The sequence below is a fragment of the Roseomonas sp. SRI_022 genome, from assembly GCF_057586215.1.
On record NZ_JBYCZL010000022.1, the window covers coordinates 1 to 23310 of the forward strand.

The window sequence follows — 23310 nt, forward strand, 5'->3', positions numbered from 1 at the left end:
AATGGTGGGACCCGGCACCAGCACGGCCGCCATCATCAGGAAGCCCCGCCGCCCGGTCATGACGCACCGCCCGGTAGCGGGCGCACCCCACGCGGATCCTCGGCCGGGTTGACCGCGACGCCGCCCGCATCCTCCCGCCAGGCCTTGAGCGCCCAGCGGACGGAGGGGAAAGCAATGTCGTCCCAAGGGATCTCGTCCCAGGCGAAGCGCCGCACCTCGAGGCTTTCCGGCCCGGCCTCGAAGCCTGGTTCCTCCAGCCGTGCACGGAAGATCACCTGCACCTGGCCAAGGCGCGCGATCGAATAGACCGCAAGGACGCCATCCAGCGCGACGCGGGCGCGGGCTTCCTCCCAGGCTTCGCGGCGGGCGCCTTCCTCGACCGTCTCGCCCATCTCCATGTAGCCGGCGGGAATGGTCCAGAAACCGGAACGCGGTTCGATGGCGCGGCGGCAGAGCAGGACGGTATCGCCCTCGGCGACGATCGAGCCGACGACCACCTTCGGGTTCTCATAGGCGACATGCCCGCAGTCGGGGCACATCAGGCGCTCGCGGTCGTCGCCTTCGGGAATGCGCCGGACGAAACGGGACATGCGCGAATCATGGTCACGCTCGGCCGCCGTCGCAAGCGGAGGTTGCTGGGCTGCGCCGAACCGGTACGGGCGTGGCGTTTCAGACCCGCAGGTCGAGCAGCGACCCGCGCGGCAGGGTGCCGGCGGCGGGCGGGGCGGCGCCGGCTGGCGGCGCGCTTTGCAGGATGCGCTGCGCCGGGGCCGGGTTGCGCGCCGCATCGGCCCGGTCGGTCCCGCGCACCGGCTGGATGCCGGCATTGCGGGCGACTTCCTGCGTGAAGGCGGACAGCGAATTGAGGCTCAGCATGGACAGCATTGTCCAGCCGAGGCGTGAAGAATGCCCTAACCGGGACCAGTGTCGTTCGAGACGGCGGACGGGACCGATGCGCATGGCCACAGCCTGCGCCCCGGTCCCGTTAACCTTCCAGCAACCACCGCGTGCAGGCCGGACGGACCGCCCGGCCCGCAATCACGAATGCGAGAGCGCCGCCACGCCCGGCAGGGTCTTGCCTTCCAGCCATTCCAGGAAAGCGCCGCCGGCCGTCGAGACATAGGTCATGCGGTCCGCCACATCCGCATGGCGAAGTGCGGCCACCGTGTCCCCGCCGCCGCCGATCGACTTCAGCGCACCCGAGGTGGTCAGCGCGGCGACGATCTGCGCCACCGCCACCGTCGCGGTGTCGAAGGGCGGCGTCTCGAAGGCGCCGAGCGGGCCGTTCCACACCAGGGTGGAGGCTCCGCGCAGGCGGTGTTCGATCGCCTGTTCGGTGTCCGGCCCGACGTCGAGCGCCATGAACGCGTCCGGCACGCCATCGACCCCGACGGTGCGGGTCGGCGGGTTGGCGCGGAATTCCTCCGCCACCACCAGGTCCGTCGGCAGCAGGATCTCGCAATTCGCGGCCTTCGCGGTGTCCAGGATGGCGCGCGCGGTGTCGTGCATCTCGGCTTCCTGCAAGGACTTGCCGACATTGAAGCCCTGTGCGGCGAGGAAGGTGTTCGCCATCGCGCCGCCGATCACCAGCACATCGACCTTCTTCGATAGGTTCCCCAGCAGGTCCAACTTCGTGGACACCTTCGACCCGCCGACGATCGCGACCACCGGACGCGCGGGATTGCCGAGCGCGGCGTCGAGCGCCTTCAGCTCGGCCTCCATCAGCCGCCCGGCATAGGAAGGCACCAGATGCGCCACGCCCTCGGTGCTGGCATGGGCGCGGTGCGCGGCGGAGAAGGCGTCGTTCACAAAGGCATCGGCGAGCCTCGCCAGCGCCGCCGCCATGGCCGGGTCATTCTTCTCCTCGCCCGCGTGGAAGCGCGTGTTCTCCAGCAGCAGGATATCGCCATCGGCCAGCGCGGCGACGGCGGCCTCGGCCTCCGGCCCGATGCAGTCATCGGCCCAGGCGACGGGGCGCTTCAGGGCGGTGGACAGTGCCTCCTGCAACGGCTTCAGCGACATCTCCGGGACGCGCTTGCCCTTGGGGCGGTCGAAATGGCTGCAGATGATGACGCGGGCGCCGGCATTGGCGAGCTCGGCGATGGTCGGGCAGAGCCGCTCGATCCGCGTGCGGTCGGTGATGACGCCGTCGCGGACCGGCACATTGAGGTCGGCACGCAGCAGCACGCGCTTGCCCTTGGCCTCCAGCGCGTCGATCGTCCGGTACGTCATCGTGTCGAATATCCTGGCAAGGAGGTGGAGATGGTCCGCTGGCTCGCGGCGTTCTTGCTGGCACCGGTCCTAGCATCGGCGCAGGAGGCCTTCCAGTTGCCGTCGGGCAACATCCACTGCGCCGCCTTCGAGGGGAGCCTGCGCTGCGACGTGCTGGAATCGACCTATCGCCGGCCAGCGCGGCCGCGCGACTGCGACCTCGCCTTCGGGGATTCGGTGGAAATCGGGCCGCGCGGGCCAGCGCAACTTGTCTGCCATGGCGACACGGTGGCGGATCCGAAATCCCCGGTGCTGGGCTATGGGCGCGCCTGGCAGGGGCCGGGCATGTCCTGCACCGCCAGCCAGGCCGGGCTGCGCTGCGTCAATGCCGAAGGGCGCGGCTTCGAGTTGGCGCGCGCCGCGCTACGCCTGTTCTGAGCGGGCGCGGCCATGGCATCCGAGGAGGAGAGCGGCCGCGGCGTTCCCGCCGCGCGGCTCGACGCGCTGACCGATGGCGTGATTGCCATCGCGATCACGCTGCTGGTGCTGGAACTGCGCCTGCCAGAGGAGATCGGGCATCTCGACGGCGCGGCGATGTGGCGGCTGCTGGGGGAAATGCGGCCGCAATTCGCGGGCTATGGCATCAGCTTCATCGTGGTGGGCACGCTGTGGATGAGCCATGTGCAGGTGCTGCGTCGGCAGGGCCCCGCGGATGCGGCGATGGTGTGGATGACGCTGGGCTTCCTCGCACTGGTCGCGCTGGTGCCGTTCACCACGGCGCTGCTGTCGCGCAACCACGGGGTGGTCGCGACCGTGGTCTATGCCGGCACGATGGGCCTTGCCTCGCTGCTGCTGGGGCTGATGGCGCGGCGCCGGCGGGGGAGGCGGGGGGTGGCAGGGCTGGCGGGCGACGTCGTGATCGCGCTGCTGTTCGCGGCGTCCGTCGGGATCGCCTTCTGGGATCCGATGGCGGCGAGGCTGTGCTGGCTGCTGATCCTGCCGGTGTCGCTGTGGGGGTTTCCGCGCCGGCGCGGCGGTTCCGTGTGATGCCGCGTGGCGACGCGGGAGGGCGCCGCCCTCCCGCACCCACCCGCCAAGGGCCCGAGGCCCTTGGATCCTGTTACTTGGATGGGCAGGTCGCCCAGGCTTTCGGTACGACGCTGGGCAAGCTTCGTGCCTGGCAAGCCGCTTCCGCTTGACCCGGGCAGGCGGGCAAGATATAGGAATTTTATCAAGCCACCGTGCTGCGCCGTTTTCGCGCCTTCACCAGCCGCAGCGCCTCCACCAACACGTCGCGGGTGATGTCCTGCTTGCCGAACAGCCGTACCGCGTCGTCCAGCGTAGCATGGATGGCCGGGCGCAGCATGAGCGTGCCGTCCTCGATCCAGGCTTCCAGGTGTTTCGGGTGTTTCGGGTCACCAAGGGCCTTGCGCACCTCGCGCCGCAGGGTGACCTGCCCTTGCGGCGAAACCTTCAGAACCCCGATCTCGTTCACGGCGCCGCCCTTCTCCTGCGGCGCCGAATAAAGGCATAAAAACCTAAAAGTGTAAAGTGCGCTTTAAGCCGTGGGCGGGGTTCCCGCGGTCCAGGGGCCCGTCGGCCCCTGGAGGGGGAGTGTGAGGGGGCGACGCCCCCTCACGTCGTCACAGCGACCCGAACAGCGCCGCCGTGTCGCTCATGCGGTTCGAGAAGCCCCATTCGTTGTCGTACCACGACATCACGCGCACCAGTCCGCCATCGACCACCTGGGTCTGCGTCGCGTCGAAGGTGGAAGACGCCGGGTTGTGGTTGAAGTCGATCGAGACGAGCGGCGCCGTGTTGTAGGCAAGGATGCCCTTGAGCGGCCCGCTCTCGGACGCCGCCTTCATCACCGCGTTGATCGCTTCCTTGGTCAGCCCTTCGGTCTTGGCCGGCACGAAGTCGAGCGAGACGAGGGAGACGTTCGGCGTCGGGATGCGGATGGCGGTGCCGTCCAGCTTGCCCTTCAGTTCCGGCATCACGAGGCCGACGGCCTTGGCCGCGCCCGTGCTGGTCGGAATGGCGGACACCGCCGCCGCGCGGGCGCGGTGCAGGTCCTTGTGCAGCGTGTCGACCGTGTTCTGGTCGCCCGTGTAGGCGTGGATTGTCACCATGTAGCCGCGCAGGATGCCGAAATTGTCGTGCAGCACCTTGGCGATCGGCGCGAGGCAGTTGGTGGTGCAGGACGCGTTGGAGATGACGGTCATCTCCTTCGTCAGCGTCTGGTGGTTCACGCCGTAGACGATGGTGGCGTCGGCGTTGTCGCCGGGGGCCGAGATGATGACCTTGCGCGCGCCGGCGGTGATCAGCGCGGAGGCCTTCTCCTTGCTGGTGAAGATGCCGGTGCATTCCAGCGCGACGTCCACGCCCTGGAAGGGCACCTTGGTCGGGTCGCGCTCGGCGCTCACGGTGATCGGCGCATAGGTGCGGCCGTTGGCGGTGATGATGATCTTGTTGCCGTCAACGGCGACTTCGCCGGGGAAGCGGCCATGCACGCTGTCGTAGCGGAACAGGTGCGCGTTCGCCTCGACACTGCCGAGGTCGTTGATGGCGACGCATTCGACATCCTTGCGCCCGCTTTCGATCAGCGCGCGCAGTACCAGGCGGCCGATGCGCCCGAAACCGTTGATGGCAACCTTCACCGCCATGGTGTCGTGTCCTTCCCGTCAGGAGTTCAGTGGATCAGGCGAGGCGCTTTTTCACCGCCGCCGTCACGGCATCGGACGTGATGCCGAAATGCTTGAAGAGATCCTCGGCCGGGGCCGAGGCGCCGAAGCCGTTCATGCCGATGAAGATGCCATCGGCGCCGAGCCAGCGTTCCCAGCCGAAGCCGATCGCGGCCTCGATGCCGACGCGCAGGCCGGTGCCAAGCACCTGCTCGCGATAGGTCGCGTCCTGCGCGGCGAAGATCTCCCAGCATGGCAGCGAGACGACGGCGGTCGGGATGCCCTCGGCCTCCAGCGCGTCGCGCGCCGCGACCGCCAGATGCACTTCGGAACCCGTCGCGATCAGCGTCGCCCTGCGCGCGGCGGAGGCTTCGGCAAGCACATAGCCGCCGCGCGCGCAGCGGTTCTCGCCGGCATCGCTGCGCAGCGCCGGCAGGTTCTGCCGCGACAGCGCCAGCAGCGACGGCCCATCGGCGCGCTTCACCGCGAGTTCCCAGCATTCCGCCGTCTCGATCGCATCCGCGGGGCGGAAGACGGAGACGTTGGGCATGGCGCGGAAGGAGGCGATATGCTCGACCGGCTGGTGCGTCGGCCCGTCCTCGCCGAGGCCGATGCTGTCATGCGTCAGTACATGGATGGACCGGATGCCCATCAGCGCGGCCAGCCGCACGGCCGGGCGCAGGTAATCCGAGAACACCAGGAAGGTGCCCGAATACGGGATGATCCCGCCATGCAGCGCCATGCCGTTCATGGCGGCGGCCATGCCGTGCTCGCGCACCCCCCAATGCACGAAGCGGCCGGCGAAGTTGCCCGGCGTGATCGCGGGGATGCCCTTCACATTGGTGTTGTTCGACCCGGTGAGGTCGGCCGACCCGCCGACCATCTCCGGCACCGACGGCACCAGCGCTTCGAGCGCGCGCTGCGACGACACGCGTGTCGCGAGCTTCGGCTTTTCCTCGGCATGCTTGCCGCGTAGGGCGGCGAGCGCCTCGTGCCAGGCCTCGGGCAGCTTGCCCGACATGGCGCGGTCGAACTCCGCCTGCTGCGGGTGCTTGGCGAGCCGCTTCAGCCAGGACCGGCGCGTGCCCGCGCCACGGCGCCCGGCGGCTTCCCAGGCGGACTTGATGTCCTCGGGCACGGTGAAGGCCGGCGCGGTCCAGCCGAGCGCTTCCTTCGCGGCCGCCGCCTCGGCCGCACCCAGCGGCGACCCGTGCGAGCCCGCCGTACCAGCCTTGGTCGGCGCACCGAGCCCGATGATCGTGCGGCAGGCGATCAGCGTCGGCTTGCGATTGCGCGTGGCCCAGGCCATCGCGCTGGCGATTTCCTCGGGGTTGTGGCCATCAACGCGGCGCACGGCCCAGCCATAGGCCTGGAAGCGCTTGACCGTGTCGTCGGTGAAGGACAGCGCCGTGTCGCCGTCGATCGAGATATGGTTGTCGTCCCACAGCACGCAGAGCTTCGACAGGCCGTAATGCCCGGCGAGCGAGGCCGCCTCATGCGACACGCCTTCCTGCAGGTCGCCGTCCGATGCGATGACCCAGGTGCGGTGATCGACCAGGGACGCACCGAAGCGCGCCGCGACCATCCGCTCGGCCAGCGCCATGCCGACCGAGGTCGCGATGCCCTGCCCCAGCGGGCCGGTCGTCGTCTCGATGCCCGGATGCTCGCCGAATTCGGGGTGGCCGGCGGCGGGGGAATGCAGCTGGCGGAAGCGCTTCAGCTCCTCGATGCCCATGCCGGCATGGCCGGTCAGGTGCAGCAGGGAATACAGCAGCATCGACCCGTGGCCGGCCGACAGCACGAAGCGGTCGCGGTCGGCCCAGCGCGGATCGGCCGCGTCGTATTTCAGGAACTTGGTGAACAGCACCGTCGCCACATCGGCCATGCCCATCGGCATGCCGGGATGGCCGGATTTCGCGGCTTCCACGCCGTCGATGGCAAGGGCACGGATGGCATCGGCCAGACGCCGCGCCTCCGTCGCCGGCCGGGCGAGGATCTCGGCCTGGGCAACGAGTGCCGGGTTCTGGGAGGCGTCGGGCGTGGGGGCGATGCTGGCCAAAGTACACCTGGGGCTGCGTCGGGGGCCGGGCCGCTATAGAGGCGGGGTGGCCTCCGGGCAACCGGGGCCGGTTGGGGTCGGGCATGCGCGGCGCACACCCTCCCCGCCCGCCGCATCGGCGTCGAGGAAGACGATGCCGGCCAGTTCCAGCGCATGGCGGATCGCGACCTCGGTCGCCCGGTGCAGCACATGGCGGCTGGATTCGAAGCCGCGCACCGTGCCGGGGCTGACCTCGGCGCGCAGGGCGAGGTCGGCCTGGGTCCAGTCCAGCAGCGCGCGCGCGGCGCGGCATTGCGGAGCGGTCAACATGACCAGCAGATGGTGATCCCGACGAACTTCGTCAATATTGACGAAAATGGTTGAAATGGACCTCGCCACTCCCAAGTTGCCTTAACGAAACACACATTCCAGAGGCGAGGAGGGTCCCATGCCCGACCACAGCACCCCCCTGATCGCCACCATCGTGGTCGGCCTTGGCCTGGCCTTCGCCTTCGGGCTGCTGGCGCAGCGGCTGCGCATCTCGCCGCTGGTCGGCTACCTGCTGGCCGGCGTCGCGGTCGGGCCCTTCACCCCGGGCTTCATCGCCGATGCGGCGCTGGCGGTCGAACTCGCCGAGATCGGCATCATCCTGCTGATGTTCGCGGTCGGTCTGCATTTCTCCTGGCGGGACCTGATGTCGGTCGGGTCCATCGCCATCCCCGGCGCGGTGGTGCAGATCGGGGTGGCGACGCTGCTCGGGATCGGCCTTGCCATGTTGCTCGGCTGGACGCTGGTGGCCGGGCTGGTCTTCGGCCTCGCGCTGTCGGTCGCATCCACCGTCGTGCTGGTTCGCGCCCTTCAGGAACGCCGCCTGATGGACAGTGAGCGTGGTCGCATCGCGGTGGGCTGGCTGGTGGTCGAGGACCTCGCCATGGTCCTCGCCCTCGTGCTGCTGCCGGCGCTGGCCGGGGCCAGCTTCGCGGGACAGATGGCGGCGGGGGATCTCGCGCTCACGCTGGGGCTGACCTTCGGCAAGGTCGCGGTGTTCGGCGCCGCGATGCTGATCATCGGGCGCCGCTTCATTCCCTGGATGCTGCACTACGTCGCCCATACCGGCTCGCGGGAACTGTTCCGCCTCGCGGTCTATGTCATCGCCCTCGGCGTCGCCTTCGGTGCAGCCAAGCTGTTCGGCGTGTCCTTCGCGCTCGGCGCCTTCTTCGCCGGCATGGTACTGTCGGAAAGCAAGCTGTCCCAGCGCGCCGCGGAGGAAGCCATGCCGCTGCGCGACGCCTTCGCGGTGCTGTTCTTCGTCTCGGTGGGCATGCTGTTCGACCCCGGCGTGTTGCTGCGCGACCCGCTCGGCGTCGCGGCGGCGGTGCTCATCATCGTGGTGGGCAAATCCGCCGCCGCCTATGGCATCGTGCGCGTCTTCGGGCATGGCCATGCGACGGCGCTGACCATCGCCGCTTCGCTCGCGCAGATCGGCGAATTTTCCTTCATTCTGGCCGGGCTTGGCGTGTCGCTGGCGGTGCTGCCGCCAGAGGGGCGCGACCTGGTGCTGGCCGGCGCGATCCTGTCCATCCTGGTGAACCCGCTGCTGTTCCTTGCGGTCGAACGCCGCATGCCCGCCGCCGTGCGGTCCCCGGTGCCGCCGCCCCCGACCCCGGCGCCGGCCGGACATGAGGTGATTGTCGGCTACGGCCGCGTCGGCGGGCTGGTCGGCAAGCGCCTGACCGCCGCCGGGCGTACCGTGGTCGTCATCGAAGCCGGGGAGGAAGCCGCCGAGGCGGCAAGGCGCGACGGCGCCCGTGTCGTCCCTGGCAATGCCGCGGACCCCGAAGTGCTGGCCGAAGCCGACCTCGCCGGTGCGCGCCGCGTCTTCGTCGCCATCCCGGAAGCCTTCGAGGCCGGCCAGGTTGTCGAACAGGCACGCGCGGCGAAGCCCGGCGTCGAAATCCTCGCCCGCGCGGATTCGGACGAGGCGGTGGAGCATCTCACGCGGCTCGGCGCCACGCTGACGGTGATGGGGGAACGCGAGATCGCGCATCGGATGTTGGAACGGGCGCTGGGGCGGCAGGCCGCGGCGCATTGAAGGCGGCCGGAGGGGCCAGGCCTCTCCGATCTTCAGCACCCGATCACAGGAAATCCCGCAGCAGCGCCACCAGCGGCTTGTCCGCCGGCGGCATGGCGTATTCGCCGAGCCGCTGCGGCCTGACCCACGTCAGGGCCTGGCCTTCCATCGCCGTCACCTGCCCGGTCCAGCGCCGGCACAGGAACAGCGGCATCAGAAGGTGGAAGCTCTCATACCCGTGGGAGGCAAAGGCGAAGGGCGCGAGGCAGGCCTCCGTCACATCGATGCCGAGTTCTTCCTTCAACTCCCGGATCAGCGCGGCTTCCGGCGTCTCGCCCGCATGCACCTTGCCACCGGGGAATTCCCACAAGCCGGCGAGCGGCTTGCCCTCTGGCCGGCGTGCCAGCAGCACGCGGTTATCCGGGTCGATCAATCCGACAGCGGCGACCAGCACGATGCGCTTGCCGCCCTCGGGCAGGGCCAGCGCGACGGGGGCCGCGGCGGGTTCGGCCGGGGTGGCGATCATGTCGGCGCGCCCGGCCTCGAACAGCCGCACCGGCATGGCCCCGCCACGGGACAGGAAGGCCTGCGCCCCTGTCCCGGTCTCGCGGAAGCCGATGCGCTTCAGCACCGCGGCGGACCGCGCATTGTCCATCAACGCGCTGGCGACGATGCGGTCGAGGTCGAGGTTCGCGAGCGCCCAGCGCGACAGCCGCCCGGCCACCTCCGGCGCGATCCCCTGCCCCCAGTGCCGCCGTCCGATCCAGTAGCCGAGCTCGGCCGAACGATCCTCCCGGTCCCGCGTCAGTCCGACGCAGCCGACCAGCACGTCGTCCTCCCGCCGCGCGATGGCGAGGTGATAGGCCTCGCCCTCCGCGATGCGCTCGACCGTCGAGGCGATCCATTCGTCGGCAAGGTCGCGCGGATAGGGAAACGGCACGCGGGCCAGGGTCTTCGCCACTTCCCAGTCATTGACCAGGCGATGCAGTTCCGCCGCATCCGCCGGGCGCAGCGGGCGCAGCAGGAAGCGCTCGGTCTCGAGTGGCGCGAAGGTGACGGCGGAGTCGGGCATCCGGGCGTCAGGAACGGCGAGCCTGCCGCCGCCGTCAAGGCTTGCGGGCGACCAGCAGCACGAACATCGGCGCGGCGTTGCGCGGAAACGGCAGCACCGCCGCGGCGGCCCGGCCGAACAGGAAGGACAGGCCAAGCGCGGCATACCAGGACCGCCGCGCGGCGAACCACGGCCCCTCCGGTTGGGTCTTCAGCGGCGACAGCCGACCCATCCAATGGATCAGCGGCTGCGCGGCGACGGGCGGCAGGGGCAGCAGCGCCTCGACCGACAAACCCAGCCTGTCGGCCAGCGCCGCCATCGCGGCCTCGTTCCACCAGGACAGGTGGTGGGGCGGGGCGTTGAAGACGAAATCGGGGATCGCCGTCATGGCCGAGGGCCAGACTGGCGCGCCGAGCATCAGCAACCCGCCCGGCCTCAGACAGCGAACCATGTCCTGCGCGAGGCGCAGCGGGTCCGCGACATGCTCGATCACCTGGAAGGCGCAGGCGGCATCATAGGCGCCATCATGCGCCGCGGCGTGACTGGCGAGGCTTTCGGTGCGGATCTCCGACTCGGCCGCGGCATAGGCGGTGGGATTGGGGTCGAGCCCGACGTAACGCGCGCCGGGGATGAAGCGCGCGAAGGCGCCGGCCCCGGCGCCGACCTCCAGCACCGCATCGCCTGGGCCGATGCGTTCGGCGGCATGGGGATATTCCGCCCGGTCGTGCCCGGCCGCCCGCACCCGGCCGCCAGCGTCGAGGCGGCGATACAGCGCCTCATAGAAAGCACCGTCGCCTTCCTCGGCCGGAGCGAAGAAGACCAGGCCGCAAGGGGCGCGGTAGATGCCGATGCGCCCGGACGGCAGCGGCGTCGGTGCCACCCCGAAGGCACGGCGCCACAGCCCGCGTAGCAGGCCGGCCGAGACTTCCTGCGCCAGCGCAGCCGGCGCGCCGGTGATGGGGCAGACGCCCGGCGTCACGCCGCAGCGCCAGGCGTGTGGCGGCGCAGGACGCGCACCTCCTCCGGCCCCAGGACCTCGTATTCGACGTGGCGCCAGCGGATCACCCGCGTGCGCGCGCTGGTCCAGAACAACGCAGCCACCGCCGGCGCCGTGATGGGCGCGAGCACCCCCAGCGCCATCTGCACCACCCTCGCCGGCCCGCCCTCGCGTATGCCCACGGCCCGCGTCACGCGGTCATGCAGCACCGCGCGCAGCAGCCCGACCGCCGAGACCGCGGCGAGGAAGCCGACCGCCACCGCATCCCCGGCGAGACCCAGCACCGCGACCGGCAACGCCAATGCCTCGGCATGCAGCGCGACGCCAAGCCAGACCCAGAGCGAGGGCACATAGACATGCACGATCTGCAATTGCCGGGTCTTGAAGGCGATGGCCTCGCGGTCACCGCCCTCGGGTGGCGTGGGCAACAGCACGGCCCGGCGCGTCAGCACCCGCAGGCCCAGCGCCCGCGCCCGCCGGCTGATTGCGCCATCGGTCGAGAAGGTGCGCGACAGCGCCCCCGCCAGGTCCATCCGCGCCAGCGCATCGCGCGAGATCGCCACCGACCCGCCCCAGACGAGCCCTGATGCCAGGAAACGCGGCCCAAGCGCCAACGACCGATCCAGCCAGGCCACCACATGCCGCCTCGGTCCCGCACCATCCAGTGCATGCCAGCGATAGCCGGTCACGACATCCGCCGCGCCGTTCATCGCCGGCGTGGCCAGCCAGGACAGCCAATGGTCCTGCGGCAGGATATCGGCATCCAGCAGCACCAGCGCGTCATCCTCCGCATCGATGCGCGTCAGCGCGGCGATCATGTTCGTCGCCTTCTGGCTGCGCGTGTCGTCGAGGCCGGCGACGACGATCTCGATCGGAAAGGGCAGCAGATGCTCCAGTTCGCGCACCTGGGCCAGCGCCGGATCGGTCTCCGCCTCCACCGCCACCAGCATGCGCCGCGGGCGCAACGTCTGGCGGGCGAGCGCGGCGAAGAGCGCGGGCAGGCCCTCGGTGCGGCCGGTCACGGCGAGCAGCAGGGTGACGCTGCCGGGGACCTCGACGGCCGGGGCGCGGAAGAAGCGCAGGAACCAGATGACGCCGGCCAACCAGGCGAGCGTCGCCAGCAGCGCGATCGTGCCGAGCAGCGCGGTCATGGCGTGCGCTGACGGAGAGGGGCTTTGCCCCCCTCCGGACCTCCCCCCACCAAGGGGCTACGGCCCCTTGGATCGCGGATCTTCAATCGGGGGATCTGGCGAGGGGCATCGCCAGTGGCACCGACGCCGAACAGTGCGCCACGCCCCTCCCCAGATCCCCCGATCAAGTCGAGGGTTCCAAGGGCCTTAAGCCCTTGGCGGGTGGGGTCCGGGGAGGGCAGAGCCCTCCCCGTCGCGCCCCGTGCCGCCACTAGCTCCGATACGACCCGTTGATGTCGATGTAGCCATGCGTCAGGTCGCAGGTCCAAACGGTGGCCTTGCCCTTGCCGAGCCCGATATCGACGGTGATCTCCACCTCGCGCCCCTTCATGTGCGCGACGACCGGCGTTTCGTCATAGCCATCGACCACGCCGCCGTCGCGCGCCATCCAGGTGCCGCCCACGGCGATGGACAGCCTGTCGCGGTCGGCCGGCTCGCCCGCCTTGCCCACCGCCATGACGATGCGGCCCCAATTCGCGTCCTCACCGGCGATCGCCGTCTTCACCAGCGGTGAATTGGCAATGCACATGCCGATCTTGTGGGCCGAACGCGCTGTGATGGCGCCGGTCACGTCGATGCGGATCAGCTTCTGCGCGCCTTCGCCGTCACGCGCGACCATCAGCGCCAGGTCCATCAGCACTGCGTTCAGCGCGCGGGCGAAGTCCTTCAGGATCGGCCCGCCTTCGGCCGGCACGCGCGGGTGCTTGGCCGTGCCGGTCGCGAAGACCAGCACGGTGTCGGAGGTCGAGGTATCGGAATCCACCGTCACGCAGTTGAAGGACTTGTCGCAGCCCTTCTTCAGCAGGGACTGCAGTGCGGCGGCCGGGATCTTCGCGTCGGTCGCCAGGAAGGACAGCATCGTCGCCATGTCGGGCGCGATCATCCCCGAGCCCTTGGCGATGCCGGCGACCGTCACGGTCGTCTCGCCGATCTTCGCCGTGTGGACGGAAGCCTTGGGGAAGGTATCGGTCGTCATGATCGCCTTGGCGGCCTCGGCGAAGCCGGCCTCGGTCACGGCGTCGAAGACCTTGGGCAGGGCGCCGACCAGCTTCTCGGTCGGCAGGCGTTCCCCGATCACGCCGGTGGAGGCGAGGAAGATCTCCTTCGGCTTGCAGCCGAGGATCTTCGCCGCCGCCTCGGCGGTCTTCTCGCAGGTGTCGCGGCCGGCCTTGCCGGTGAAGACGTTGGAATTGCCGGAGGTGACGACCAGGCCGCGCGCCTTGCCGGATTTGAGCGCGCCACGGGACCATTCGACCGGCGCGCCGGGGCAGCGGTTCTTGGTGAAGACGCCGGCGACGGTGGTGCCGGCGGGGAAGGCCATGGCCATCACGTCCTCACGCGCGCGGTAGCGGATTTCCGCCATGCCGGTCGCGACGCGCACGCCGGGAACGGGGGGCATGTCTGGCATGGGCAGCGCGAGGGGAGAAACGGGATGAGCCATGGAACGCGTCCTCGGGTCTTGTTGATTCGCTGAAGGATCGGATCAGCGGCGGATCGGTCCGCCGGGCCGCGCCGCGGGGGCCGCCGGGGCGGGCGGCTCGGCGGCGTCGGTCGGGCGCGGGGCGGAACCGTCGAGGTTGAAGCGCTCGACCCGGGCCGCGCCGCGGGCGCGCTCGACGGCACCCTGCACCTCAGCCTCCAGCAATTGCTGGCGGATCGCCTGCGCCACGTCATCGAAAGCCGGGGCGGCGGCCTGGCGGCGGGCCTCGACCTTGATCACGTGCCAGCCGAAGGGCGAACGGACCGGGTTCTCGCTGATCTGGCCGGGTTGCAACGCGAAGGCGGCCTCGGCGAATTCGGGCACCATGTCGCCGCGGCGGAAGAAGCCTAGGTCGCCGCCCTCCCGCGAACCGGGGCCGGTGGAGCGGCGTTGGGCGACGGCGGTGAAGTCGGCCCCGCCGCGGACCTCGGCCAGCGCGGCGCGCGCCTCCGATTCGGTCGGCACCAGGATGTGGCGGGCATGCACCTCCTCCTCGGCCGGGCGGTTCGCCACCTGCTGGTCGTAGCGGGCGCGCACGGCAGCGTCGGTGACGCGGGAGGCGATTTCGGCCGACAGCCAGGCCTGCTGGAGTTCCTGTTCCTCGGCGCGGCGGATGCGCGCGCGCACCGCCTCGTCCCGGTCCAGGCCCGCGCGGCGGGCGGCGGCCGTCACGGCGCGCCCGGCGATCAACTGGTCAAGCAGCAGGGGATAGAGCATCTGCGGCGGGGCGCCGCGCAGTTCCTCGGGCAGGTCGCGCGCCGCGGCGGCGAGGTCGGACAGCAGGATCGGCTCCCCATCCACCCGCGCCACCACCGGGTCCCCCGGGGTCGTCGCGGGGGCCGTCGCCGGGGCGGGCTGCTGGGCGCCAAGCGGCTGGGCGGCGCAAAGCGCGATCGCCAGGGCAAGGCCCACGCGAAGGGGTTGGGCGGGGCGGCGGCGCGGCGTCATGGAACCTCGGGGGCGGGAAGGGCTGGAAGATGGCCGAAGCCTATGGGGGCGACAAGGTGACGGCGCGGCTACGGCCCGGATACGACAGTGTAAGATGACGGAAATCCGGCCCGCCCGCCGTGCAAAAGCCGCCGCCCGGCGGTGTCCCGGCGTTGACCCGCCCTGCCCGGCCGCCTATCTGACCGGGGGCCGCGCCGCGCCCGCCCAGACCCCCGTCGGTCCGGCCGGGAGTGGCGCGTTCCGAGTCCGTAGCCCCCCGGTGGGGGCGCGCTCGACCGGGCACCCAGCCCGACGGAGACCGACACCCCCGATGTTCGCCCGCCTCGCCGCCGCCATCTTCGGCACCTCGAACGACCGTGCGCTGAAGCGCTACCAGTCGCGCGTGCCGGCCATCAATGCGCTCGAGCCCCAGATGCAGGCGCTCTCGGACGAGGCGCTGGCCAACCAGACGGTGCTGTTCCGCGAACGCCTGGCCAAGGGCGAAACCCTGGACGACATCCTGCCCGAGGCTTTCGCCACCGTGCGGGAGGCCGCGCGGCGCGTGCTCGGCCTGCGCCATTTCGACGTGCAGATGATCGGCGGCATGGTCCTGCATCAGGGCCAGATCGCCGAGATGAAGACCGGCGAGGGCAAGACCCTGGTCGCCACCCTGCCCGTCTACCTGAACGCGCTGCCCGCGAAGGGCGTGCATGTGGTGACGGTGAACGACTACCTCGCGAAGCGCGACGCGGAATGGATGGGCAAGATCTACGGCTTCCTCGGCATGACCACGGGCGTGATCGTCCATGGCCTGACCGATGAGGAACGCCGCGACGCCTATGGCTGCGACATCACCTACGGCACCAACAACGAATACGGCTTCGACTACCTGCGCGACAACATGAAGTACCGGCTGGAGGACATGGTCCAGCGGGACTTCGCCTATGCCATCGTCGACGAGGTGGACTCCATCCTGGTCGATGAGGCGCGCACGCCGCTGATCATCTCAGGACCTTCGGAGGACAGCTCCGACCTCTACCGCAAGGTGGATGAGGTGGTGAAGGAGATGGTCCGCGACCCCGAGGTCTACGACAAGGACGAGAAGCAGCGCACCGTCACGCTGACCGAACTGGGCGGCGAGCGCATCGAGGAGATGCTGAAGGCCGCCGGGCTGCTGACCGAAGGCGACCTCTACGACATCCACAACGTCACGCTGGTGCACCACGTCAACCAGTCGGTGCGTGCGCATACCCTGTTCAAGCGCGACGTCGAATACGTCGTGCGCCAGGACAAGATCGTCATCATCGACGAGTTCACCGGCCGTATGATGGAAGGCCGGCGGTACTCGGACGGGCTGCACCAGGCGCTGGAGGCCAAGGAGCACGTCACCGTCCAGCCGGAGAACCAGACGCTCGCCTCCATCACCTTCCAGAACTACTTCCGGCTCTATCCGAAGCTGTCCGGCATGACCGGCACTGCGGCGACCGAGGCCGACGAATTCGCCGAGATCTACAAGCTGGAAGTCGTGGAGATCCCGACCAACGTGCCGGTGGCGCGCGCGGATGAGGATGACGAGGTCTATCGCAGCGCAGCCGAGAAGTACGAAGCGGTCGCCGCCCTGATCGCCGAGGCGCGTGACCGCGGCCAGCCCTGCCTGGTCGGCACCACCAGCATCGAGAAGTCGGAGCTGATCTCGGAACTGCTGAAGAAGAAGAACGTCCCGCACCAGGTGCTGAACGCGCGCTACCACGAACAGGAAGCGGCCATCGTGGCGCAGGCCGGCCGCCCCGGCGCGGTGACCATCGCGACCAACATGGCCGGCCGCGGCACCGACATCCAACTCGGCGGCAACTACGAAATGCTCGCCCGCCAGGAAGCCGGCACCAATGAGGGGCCGGACTACGAGGCGGCGATCATCAAGCACAAGGGCGAGGTCGAGGCGGTGCGCCCGGCGGTGAAGGAGGCCGGCGGCCTTTTCGTCATCGGCACCGAGCGCCACGAATCGCGGCGCATCGACAACCAGCTGCGCGGCCGCTCGGGCCGCCAGGGCGACCCCGGCGCATCGCGCTTCTTCCTTTCGCTCGAAGACGACCTGATGCGCATCTTCGGGTCGGACCGCATGGGCGGGATGCTGCAGAAGCTGGGCCTCAAGGAAGGCGAGGCGATCGTCCATCCCTGGATCAACAAGGCGCTCGAGAAGGCGCAGAAGAAGGTCGAGGCGCGCAACTTCGACATGCGCAAGAACCTTCTCAAATACGACGACGTCATGAACGACCAGCGCAAGGAGGTCTATTCCCAGCGCCGCGCCTTCATGATGGCCGATGAGGTGCTGGAATCGATCCAGGAGATGCGGCGCGAGACCATCGCCGACCTCGTCGCCCGCTGCATCCCCGAGAACGCCTATCCCGAGCAGTGGGACCTCGAGACGCTGCAACGCCAGGTGCAGGACGTACTGAACCTCGATGTCCCGGTCGCCGAATGGGCGCGTGAGGAAGGCATCGACGACGACATCGTGCGCGAGCGGCTGGAGGAGGCGGCGGACCGGTCCTACGCCTCCCGCGCCGCCAATGTCGGCCCGGAGATCATGCGCCAGGTCGAGAAGTCGCTGCTGCTGCAGGTCTTCGACCAGGTGTGGAAGGAACATCTGCTGGCGCTTGACCATCTGCGCCAGGGCATCGGGCTGCGCGCCTATGGCCAGCGCGATCCGCTGAACGAATACAAGTCCGAGGCCTTCGCGCTGTTCAACGGCATGCTGTCGGACCTGCGGGAGCGCGTGACGTCGCTGCTGCTGCGCATCGAGCTGCGCCCGGATGCGCCGCCGCCCTCGCCCGAGGGCGTGGGCTTCCTCGACATGCGCCATCCGGACCCGGCGATGGCCGGCGCCGAGATGGAAATGGCCGATGGCGGCGGCACGACATACGAGCCCGTGCCGATGGCGATCGGTACCGCGGCACCCCGCCCCATCGCAGAAGGGGTGGACCCGAACGATCCGTCCACCTGGGGCCGCACCCCGCGCAACGCGCCCTGCCCCTGCGGGTCGGGCAAGAAGTTCAAGGCCTGCCACGGGCGGGGCTGAGGTCATGCGGGCAGCCCTGGCGGCCATCCTGGCCCTGATGGCCTGGCCCGCCGAGGCGCATTGGGAAAGCACGCGCTGGGGCATGTCCGAGGCGCAGGTCACTGCGGCCCTGCGTGGGTCCTCGGTTCGCGCCCTGCCGGCCGATCAGCGCCGTCCCGTCCCGTCCGCGCGCATCGAATACCGGCTGGGCGGCGAGTTCCGCAGCGGCAATCTTCGGCTGCGCGTCGCCTTCGCCTTCGACGGGCGCACCGGCGGGCTGGTCTGTGTCTCCGCCCAGGGGGATGAATCGCAGGGACCGGCGTTGCGGGCGCGGCTGGAACGGCAGTTCGGACCACCCACCGAACGCGGCCGCGACCCGCCAAGCGGCCCCGGCATCGAGACACTGGGCTGGACGCGACCCGATGAGATCGACCTGCAGATCGCGCCGGGACGCCCGGTGACGCTGCTGCACTGCGCGCGGGGCGTGTGAGGGCGCAGCCCCATCTGCGAGAACGGACGGCGATGGCTGGACCGGCGGGGGCCTTGCCCCCTCCGGACCTCCCCCACCAAAGCCCGAGGCCTTTGGAAACCATCGCTGGGTGGTGCGCGGGACGGGCGTTTGGTGGAAGCGAAGGGTGCGCCGCGCCCAGAGCCCAGGATTCTCTCGGAGTATCGTGCCCGCCGCACGCCCCGTCATCTCGGCACGCCCACCAAATCCCGGCGGTCCAGGGTGCACTGCACCCTGGCGGGAGAGGTTTGGAGAGGGCAGAGCCCTCTCCAACAAACCTCAGGCCTCGCCGACGCAATCCAGCATGGACGCCGCCAGCGCCTCGGCCGGCGCCTTGCCGCCCCACAGGACGAATTGGAAGGCGGGGAAGAAGCGCTCGCATTCCGTGATGGCGATGTCGACCATGTCCTCGAGGCTTTCGGCCGAGGCGCCCTGCGCCCCGCGCAGCAGCACGGAATGGCGGAACACCGGCACGCCATCCTCGGATTCGATGCCGAAATGCCCGATCCACAGCCGGTCATTGGCCAGCGCCAGCAGCTCATAGAGCTTGTCGCGGGCCTCCGCCGGCACCTTCATGTCGAAGGCGCAGGTGAAGGCCATGGCGCTGATCTCATGCGACCAGGAGAAATGCAGGCCGTAGTCGCACCATTTCCCCGGCGCCTCGGCGGCCATTTCCCCATCCGAACGGCGCTCGAAGGCCCATTCGTTGGAGGCAATGATCTGTTCGAGGATGTCCAGCGGGTTGGTCGACCGGTCACGGTCCAACTGGAGAGAGGCGGACATGCGGCACCTCCTTGCCCTTGGCGCCCGGCCGGGAGCCCACAAGATCTTGGGGGCGAATCGGACGGGCAACAACTAATGGCAGACTACGCAGACGCGGAATCACGCTGCAAGCCCGGCAGAGTTGCAAACGGTTCTTCAGCTTTCGGGTGAGGAGTCCGTGCCAGCATCAAGCCCGGCAAGACGCTGCTCCAGGGCCGTGATCCGGGCGTCCAGGGCTTCGGCCTGTTCGCGGGCGCGGCGGGCCACTTCCATGGCGGCATCCAGCTCCTCCCGCTTCACCAGGTCGAAGCGGCGGACCATCGCCTCGGCCTGGGACTTGGCCATCTGCTCCGCCTCGGCCCGGATGCCCGCGAGCACCGAGAAGGCGCCCCCGGCCATGCCGGCCAGGTCGTCCATGAACTTCGCGCGACCGTCATTGCCAGCCATGGCGTGCTCTCCTGTCATGCCCGCTTGCTTGCCGGGCCGTCCCGGCGGGGCCTATACCGCCCGCGCCCCGGCCTCAAGGCCGGTTTGGAACCAGTGGAACATGCATATTGTCACCGGCGGGGCCGGATTCATCGGCTCCAACCTGGTTGCCGCCCTTTGTGCCCGCGGCGAGGAAGTGGTGGTGGTCGATCGCCTGCGTCAGGGCGTGAAGTGGCGTAACCTCGCCAAGCACCCGATCGCCGGCATCGTCGCGCCGGACGACCTGCCGGGATTCCTGGCCAAGGCGCCGCCGGTCAAGGCGCTGTTCCACATGGGCGCGATCAGCGCGACGACCGAAACGGATGGCGACCTCGTCGCCGCCACCAACATCGCGCTGCCGCAGATGCTGTGGGATTGGTGCGCCGAGGCCGGCGTGCCCTTCATCTACGCCTCCTCCGCAGCGACCTATGGCGATGGCAGCCAGGGCTTCGAGGACGACCTGCGCGCCGAGGCGCTGGCCAGGCTGCGCCCGCTCAACCTCTATGGCTGGTCGAAGCTCGCCTTTGACCGGCGCGTCGCACAGATGCTCGCACGCGGGCACAAGCGCCCGCCGCACTGGGCGGGGCTGCGCTTCTTCAACGTCTATGGGCCGAACGAGCACCACAAGGGCCGCATGGCCTCGGTCGTGCTGCACAAATTCAACCAAATCATGAAGGGCGACCCCGCGACGCTGTTCGCCTCCGACCGCGAGGGCATCGCGGATGGCGACCAAAAGCGCGACTTCGTGCATGTCCAGGATTGCGTCGCGGCGATGCTGTGGCTGCAGCGCAACCCGCAGGCCTCGGGCCTGTACAACATCGGCTCCGGCCAGGCGCGGTCCTTCCTCGACCTGACGCGGGCGATCTATGCGGCGCTCGGGCGCAACGCCGATATCCGCTTCATCCCGATGCCCGACGATCTACGGGGCAAGTACCAATACTTCACCGAGGCGCGGATGGAGCGCCTGCGCGGCGCCGGCTTCGACCATCCGCCGACCTCCATCGAGGACGGCGTCCGGTCCTATGTCCGGGACGTGCTGACGAACGCCGAGGACCCTTTCGCCTGATGTTCTTCGCCATCCCCTTCCCGATGATCGACCCGGTGCTGATCGAGGTCGGCCCGATCGCCATCCGCTGGTACGCGCTGGCCTATATCGCCGGCATCGTGATCGGCTGGCGCCTCGCGCGCAGCCTCGTGCAGTGGCCCCCCAAGGTCGCGACGGCCGAGCAGGTGGACGACTACGTCACCTGGGTGACGCTCGGCATCATCCTCGGCGGGCGGCTCGGCTACGTGCTGTTCTACCGGCCCGGCTACTACATCACCGCGCCGTGGGAGGCGCTGGCCGTCTGGCATGGCGGCATGTCCTTCCATGGCGGGGCGCTCGGCGTGATCATCGCGACCTGGCTCTATGCACGCCGCAACGCGATCGACTGGGTCGCCTTCGCCGATCGCATCGTCTGCGTGGTGCCCGTCGGGTTGTTCTTCGGCAGGCTCGCCAATTTTATCAACGGCGAATTGTGGGGCCGCGTCGCCCCCGACGTGCCCTGGGCCATGGTCTTCCCGACCGGGGGGCCGGAGCCGCGCCATCCGTCGCAGCTGTACCAGGCGGGGCTCGAGGGCATCGCGCTGTTCACGCTGCTGATGGTCCTCGCCCGCAGCGAGGCCATCCGCGCGCGGCCCGGCTTCCTGTCTGGCGCCTTCCTCGCCGGCTATGGCGTGGCGCGCATCACGGGCGAGTTCTTCCGTCAGCCCGACGCGCATCTTGGCTTCCTCTTTGCCGGGGCGACGATGGGGCAGCTGCTGTCGCTGCCGATGATCATGGTGGGCGGGTGGCTGATGCTGCGGGCACGGCCGGCGCATGCCTGATCGGGGGGCAGGCCAGAGAGCGGCGTTGCCCCTCTCCGGACCTAACCCCACCAAGGGCCAGTGGCCTTTGGAATGCCGGCACCAGGTTCTGGCGGTCCAGGGTGCCCTGCACCCTGGCGGGGTGGTCTGGAGGGGCAAAGCCCCTCCATCCCCGTCATGACTGAACGCCTCGACCACTTCATGGCCCGCGCGGTCGCCGCCTACTACGCCGCGCGCGATCCCTTCGGCGCGACCGGCGACTTCACCACGGCCCCGGAGATGACCCAGGCCTTCGGGGAATGCCTCGGCCTGTGGGCGGCGGTGACCTGGCAGGCGATGGGCCGGCCCGATCCGGTGCTGCTGGTGGAACTCGGCCCAGGGCGCGGCACGCTGATGGATGATGCGCTGCGTGCCGCCGCGGAGATGGCGCCGGAATTCCGGGCCGCATTGCGCGTGCATCTCGTCGAAACCTCCCCACGCCTGCGCGCGGTCCAGACCGAACGCCTGGGCGCCGCGGTCACGGCCTGGCACGACGACATCGCCGCGCTGCCGCCCGGCCCTGCCCTCGTGATCGGCAACGAGTTCCTCGACGCCTTGCCGATCCGCCAGTTCATCCGCCGCGGCGACACCTGGCTGGAACGCTTCGTCCAGGCCGGCGCCTTCGTAGAAGCCCAGGCCACCGACGCCCCGCCGCTGCCTGAGAGCGCTGAGGACGGCGCGGTGCAGGAGGTCGGCGAACCCGCCCGCACCATCGCGGCCACGCTCGCCGCGCGTCTCGCCGCGCAGGGCGGTGCGGCGCTGTTCCTCGACTACGGCCCCGCCGAATCCGGCTTCGGCGACAGCCTCCAGGCCATGGCCACCCATGGCGTGGCCGACCCGCTCGGCCCGGCGGGCTCGGCGGACCTGACCGCCCATGTCGATTTCGCCGCCCTCGCGGCCGCCGCGCGCGCGGCCGGGGCGCGGGTGCAGGGGCCGCTGCCGCAGGGCGTCTTCCTCGGCCGCCTTGGCTTCTTCGCGCGGACCGCGATGCTGGCGCGGATGGATCCGCGCGGGGCGACACGCCACCTGGCCGCCGCGCAGCGCCTGACGGCGCCCGAGCACATGGGACGGCTGTTCAAGGCGCTCTGCCTCTGCCATCCCAGCCTGCCGGCATTGCCCGGCTTCGAGGAATCGTGATGGCCGAATTCGTCACCGCCGAGATGCTCGCCGCCCAGCCGGGCCTCGCCCATGGCTTCTTCACGCGCCGCGGCGGTGTGTCCGCCGGGCCTTTCGCCGCGTTGAACTGTTCCGTCTCCAGCAAGGACGACCCGGATGCGGTTCGCGAGAATCGCCGCCGCGCCGCCGGCGCGCTGGGCCTGCCCGGCGGCGCGCTGGCCGGGCTGACTCAGGTGCATGGCATCGACGTCGCGGTGCTCGACACGCCCTGGCCCGACACGGACCGCCCGGTCGCCGATGCGCTGGTGACGTGCCGGCCCGGCATGGCGATCGGCGTCGTCACCGCCGATTGCGCGCCGGTGCTCTTCGCCGATGCGGAAGCGGGCGTGATCGGCGCGGCGCATGCCGGCTGGCGCGGCGCGGTGGCCGGCGTGCTGGAAGCGACGATCGAGGCGATGCTCATGCTCGGTGCACGGCGCGGCCGCATCGTCACCGCGGTCGGCCCCTGCATCCGCCAGCCATCCTACGAAGTCGCCGCCGACCTGCGCGACGCGGTGCTGGCGCGCGATGCCGCCGATGCACGCTTCTTCGCCGATGGCGCGAGGGCGGCTCGCTGGCAGTTCGACCTCGCCGGATACTGCGCCGCGCGCCTCGCCGCGGCCGGCGTCGCGGCGGAGGTGACGCCGCACGATACGCTGGCGCTGGAAGACGCCTTCTTCAGCCATCGCCGCCGCACCCTTTCCGGCGGCGGGCCGATCGGGCATCAACTCTCCGCCATCGCGATCGGTGGATGACGTCCTTCCATGCCCTATCTCTACATGTTCGGGCTGATGATCCTCCTGACCATGCTCGCGACCTGCGTCGCCATCAT

The 23310-nt window shown here is 70.1% G+C and carries 23 protein-coding genes; 9 read left to right on the forward strand and 14 right to left on the reverse strand.

Annotated features, from left to right (window positions below; genetic code table 11):
* Positions 1-56: 56 nt before the first annotated feature.
* The 3 genes from AC2YHJ_RS19760 to AC2YHJ_RS19770 form a co-directional block, all read right to left on the reverse strand.
* The gene (locus AC2YHJ_RS19760) at positions 57-590 is read right to left on the reverse strand and encodes an NUDIX hydrolase (protein ID WP_487397838.1); all 534 of its coding nucleotides are present in this window, start codon (positions 588-590) and stop codon (positions 57-59) included.
* 79 nt (positions 591-669) lie between these two features.
* Positions 670-876: a hypothetical protein gene (locus AC2YHJ_RS19765; RefSeq protein ID WP_487397839.1), complete on the reverse strand. Its 207-nt coding sequence runs from the start codon at positions 874-876 to the stop codon at positions 670-672.
* Positions 877-1038: 162 nt separating this feature from the next.
* Positions 1039-2232, reverse strand: a complete 1194-nt coding sequence (locus AC2YHJ_RS19770) for a phosphoglycerate kinase (RefSeq protein ID WP_487397840.1) — start codon at positions 2230-2232, stop codon at positions 1039-1041.
* A gap of 30 nt (positions 2233-2262) precedes the next feature.
* On the opposite strand from AC2YHJ_RS19770, the gene AC2YHJ_RS19775 reads away from it, so the two are divergent.
* Both AC2YHJ_RS19775 and AC2YHJ_RS19780 read left to right on the forward strand, forming a co-directional pair.
* Complete coding sequence (locus tag AC2YHJ_RS19775) at positions 2263-2649, forward strand: DUF6636 domain-containing protein (RefSeq protein WP_487397841.1); 387 nt, start codon at positions 2263-2265, stop codon at positions 2647-2649.
* A 12-nt stretch (positions 2650-2661) separates the two neighbouring features.
* Positions 2662-3258, forward strand: a complete 597-nt coding sequence (locus AC2YHJ_RS19780; protein ID WP_487397842.1) for a TMEM175 family protein — start codon at positions 2662-2664, stop codon at positions 3256-3258.
* A gap of 184 nt (positions 3259-3442) precedes the next feature.
* Here AC2YHJ_RS19780 and AC2YHJ_RS19785 read toward each other — a convergent pair whose 3' ends face one another.
* From AC2YHJ_RS19785 to AC2YHJ_RS19800, 4 genes are all read right to left on the reverse strand, one after another.
* On the reverse strand, positions 3443-3706 hold the full coding sequence (locus AC2YHJ_RS19785) for a hypothetical protein (protein ID WP_487397843.1): 264 nt from the start codon (positions 3704-3706) through the stop codon (positions 3443-3445).
* A gap of 148 nt (positions 3707-3854) precedes the next feature.
* Complete coding sequence (gene gap, locus AC2YHJ_RS19790) at positions 3855-4877, reverse strand: type I glyceraldehyde-3-phosphate dehydrogenase (protein WP_487397844.1); 1023 nt, start codon at positions 4875-4877, stop codon at positions 3855-3857.
* Between the two features lie 34 nt (positions 4878-4911).
* Positions 4912-6954, reverse strand: coding sequence for a transketolase (tkt, locus tag AC2YHJ_RS19795; protein ID WP_487397845.1), 2043 nt, complete (start codon positions 6952-6954; stop codon positions 4912-4914).
* A 33-nt stretch (positions 6955-6987) separates the two neighbouring features.
* Positions 6988-7263, reverse strand: a complete 276-nt coding sequence (locus AC2YHJ_RS19800) for a helix-turn-helix transcriptional regulator (RefSeq protein WP_487397846.1) — start codon at positions 7261-7263, stop codon at positions 6988-6990.
* Positions 7264-7381: 118 nt separating this feature from the next.
* Here AC2YHJ_RS19800 and AC2YHJ_RS19805 point away from each other — a divergent pair, with 118 nt between their 5' ends.
* Entirely contained in the window at positions 7382-9025 is a 1644-nt protein-coding gene (locus tag AC2YHJ_RS19805) for a cation:proton antiporter domain-containing protein (RefSeq protein WP_487397847.1), read from the forward strand.
* A 43-nt stretch (positions 9026-9068) separates the two neighbouring features.
* On the opposite strand, the gene AC2YHJ_RS19810 is transcribed toward AC2YHJ_RS19805, so the two are convergent.
* From AC2YHJ_RS19810 to AC2YHJ_RS19830, 5 genes are all read right to left on the reverse strand, one after another.
* Complete coding sequence (locus tag AC2YHJ_RS19810; protein WP_487397848.1) at positions 9069-10076, reverse strand: GNAT family N-acetyltransferase; 1008 nt, start codon at positions 10074-10076, stop codon at positions 9069-9071.
* Positions 10077-10110: 34 nt separating this feature from the next.
* Entirely contained in the window at positions 10111-11034 is a 924-nt protein-coding gene (locus AC2YHJ_RS19815; protein WP_487397850.1) for a class I SAM-dependent methyltransferase, read from the reverse strand.
* The gene (locus tag AC2YHJ_RS19820; RefSeq protein WP_487397851.1) at positions 11031-12203 is read right to left on the reverse strand and encodes a glycosyltransferase family 2 protein; all 1173 of its coding nucleotides are present in this window, start codon (positions 12201-12203) and stop codon (positions 11031-11033) included. The genes AC2YHJ_RS19815 and AC2YHJ_RS19820 overlap by 4 nt, the downstream gene beginning before the upstream one ends.
* A gap of 250 nt (positions 12204-12453) precedes the next feature.
* Positions 12454-13683: a bifunctional glutamate N-acetyltransferase/amino-acid acetyltransferase ArgJ gene (gene argJ, locus AC2YHJ_RS19825; RefSeq protein ID WP_487397852.1), complete on the reverse strand. Its 1230-nt coding sequence runs from the start codon at positions 13681-13683 to the stop codon at positions 12454-12456.
* Positions 13684-13725: 42 nt separating this feature from the next.
* A complete protein-coding gene (locus tag AC2YHJ_RS19830) occupies positions 13726-14670 on the reverse strand; it encodes a peptidylprolyl isomerase (RefSeq protein ID WP_487397853.1) in 945 nt (314 codons plus the stop codon).
* 310 nt (positions 14671-14980) lie between these two features.
* Here AC2YHJ_RS19830 and secA point away from each other — a divergent pair, with 310 nt between their 5' ends.
* Both secA and AC2YHJ_RS19840 read left to right on the forward strand, forming a co-directional pair.
* A complete protein-coding gene (gene secA / locus AC2YHJ_RS19835) occupies positions 14981-17725 on the forward strand; it encodes a preprotein translocase subunit SecA (RefSeq protein WP_487397854.1) in 2745 nt (914 codons plus the stop codon).
* A 4-nt stretch (positions 17726-17729) separates the two neighbouring features.
* Positions 17730-18194: a hypothetical protein gene (locus AC2YHJ_RS19840; RefSeq protein ID WP_487397855.1), complete on the forward strand. Its 465-nt coding sequence runs from the start codon at positions 17730-17732 to the stop codon at positions 18192-18194.
* Between the two features lie 297 nt (positions 18195-18491).
* Here AC2YHJ_RS19840 and AC2YHJ_RS19845 read toward each other — a convergent pair whose 3' ends face one another.
* A complete protein-coding gene (locus AC2YHJ_RS19845; RefSeq protein ID WP_487397856.1) occupies positions 18492-18995 on the reverse strand; it encodes a type III secretion system chaperone family protein in 504 nt (167 codons plus the stop codon).
* 135 nt (positions 18996-19130) lie between these two features.
* Complete coding sequence (locus tag AC2YHJ_RS19850) at positions 19131-19421, reverse strand: accessory factor UbiK family protein (protein WP_487397857.1); 291 nt, start codon at positions 19419-19421, stop codon at positions 19131-19133.
* A 100-nt stretch (positions 19422-19521) separates the two neighbouring features.
* Here AC2YHJ_RS19850 and rfaD point away from each other — a divergent pair, with 100 nt between their 5' ends.
* The 4 genes from rfaD (at position 19522) to pgeF (ending at position 23233) form a co-directional block, all read left to right on the forward strand.
* Complete coding sequence (gene rfaD, locus AC2YHJ_RS19855) at positions 19522-20505, forward strand: ADP-glyceromanno-heptose 6-epimerase (RefSeq protein ID WP_487397859.1); 984 nt, start codon at positions 19522-19524, stop codon at positions 20503-20505.
* Complete coding sequence (gene lgt / locus AC2YHJ_RS19860) at positions 20505-21305, forward strand: prolipoprotein diacylglyceryl transferase (protein ID WP_487397861.1); 801 nt, start codon at positions 20505-20507, stop codon at positions 21303-21305. Before rfaD ends, lgt begins: the two co-directional genes overlap by 1 nt.
* Positions 21306-21461: 156 nt before the next feature.
* On the forward strand, positions 21462-22460 hold the full coding sequence (locus AC2YHJ_RS19865) for a class I SAM-dependent methyltransferase (protein WP_487397862.1): 999 nt from the start codon (positions 21462-21464) through the stop codon (positions 22458-22460).
* The gene (gene pgeF, locus AC2YHJ_RS19870) at positions 22460-23233 is read left to right on the forward strand and encodes a peptidoglycan editing factor PgeF (protein WP_487397864.1); all 774 of its coding nucleotides are present in this window, start codon (positions 22460-22462) and stop codon (positions 23231-23233) included. Before AC2YHJ_RS19865 ends, pgeF begins: the two co-directional genes overlap by 1 nt.
* Positions 23234-23310 lie beyond the last annotated feature (77 nt).

Bases quoted from the DNA above. Each gene is read 5' to 3' on its own strand.
- AC2YHJ_RS19760 (WP_487397838.1), bottom strand. From the start codon at position 590: ATGTCCCGTTTCGTCCGGCGCATTCCCGAAGGCGACGACCGCGAGCGC.
- AC2YHJ_RS19765 (WP_487397839.1), bottom strand. From the start codon at position 876: ATGCTGAGCCTCAATTCGCTGTCCGCCTTCACGCAGGAAGTCGCCCGC.
- AC2YHJ_RS19770 (WP_487397840.1), bottom strand. From the start codon at position 2,232: ATGACGTACCGGACGATCGACGCGCTGGAGGCCAAGGGCAAGCGCGTG.
- AC2YHJ_RS19775 (WP_487397841.1), top strand. From the start codon at position 2,263: ATGGTCCGCTGGCTCGCGGCGTTCTTGCTGGCACCGGTCCTAGCATCG.
- AC2YHJ_RS19780 (WP_487397842.1), top strand. From the start codon at position 2,662: ATGGCATCCGAGGAGGAGAGCGGCCGCGGCGTTCCCGCCGCGCGGCTC.
- gap (WP_487397844.1), bottom strand. From the start codon at position 4,877: ATGGCGGTGAAGGTTGCCATCAACGGTTTCGGGCGCATCGGCCGCCTG.
- AC2YHJ_RS19800 (WP_487397846.1), bottom strand. From the start codon at position 7,263: ATGTTGACCGCTCCGCAATGCCGCGCCGCGCGCGCGCTGCTGGACTGG.
- AC2YHJ_RS19805 (WP_487397847.1), top strand. From the start codon at position 7,382: ATGCCCGACCACAGCACCCCCCTGATCGCCACCATCGTGGTCGGCCTT.
- AC2YHJ_RS19810 (WP_487397848.1), bottom strand. From the start codon at position 10,076: ATGCCCGACTCCGCCGTCACCTTCGCGCCACTCGAGACCGAGCGCTTC.
- AC2YHJ_RS19820 (WP_487397851.1), bottom strand. From the start codon at position 12,203: ATGACCGCGCTGCTCGGCACGATCGCGCTGCTGGCGACGCTCGCCTGG.
- argJ (WP_487397852.1), bottom strand. From the start codon at position 13,683: ATGGCTCATCCCGTTTCTCCCCTCGCGCTGCCCATGCCAGACATGCCC.
- AC2YHJ_RS19830 (WP_487397853.1), bottom strand. From the start codon at position 14,670: ATGACGCCGCGCCGCCGCCCCGCCCAACCCCTTCGCGTGGGCCTTGCC.
- secA (WP_487397854.1), top strand. From the start codon at position 14,981: ATGTTCGCCCGCCTCGCCGCCGCCATCTTCGGCACCTCGAACGACCGT.
- AC2YHJ_RS19840 (WP_487397855.1), top strand. From the start codon at position 17,730: ATGCGGGCAGCCCTGGCGGCCATCCTGGCCCTGATGGCCTGGCCCGCC.
- AC2YHJ_RS19845 (WP_487397856.1), bottom strand. From the start codon at position 18,995: ATGTCCGCCTCTCTCCAGTTGGACCGTGACCGGTCGACCAACCCGCTG.
- AC2YHJ_RS19850 (WP_487397857.1), bottom strand. From the start codon at position 19,421: ATGGCTGGCAATGACGGTCGCGCGAAGTTCATGGACGACCTGGCCGGC.
- rfaD (WP_487397859.1), top strand. From the start codon at position 19,522: ATGCATATTGTCACCGGCGGGGCCGGATTCATCGGCTCCAACCTGGTT.
- lgt (WP_487397861.1), top strand. From the start codon at position 20,505: ATGTTCTTCGCCATCCCCTTCCCGATGATCGACCCGGTGCTGATCGAG.
- AC2YHJ_RS19865 (WP_487397862.1), top strand. From the start codon at position 21,462: ATGACTGAACGCCTCGACCACTTCATGGCCCGCGCGGTCGCCGCCTAC.
- pgeF (WP_487397864.1), top strand. From the start codon at position 22,460: ATGGCCGAATTCGTCACCGCCGAGATGCTCGCCGCCCAGCCGGGCCTC.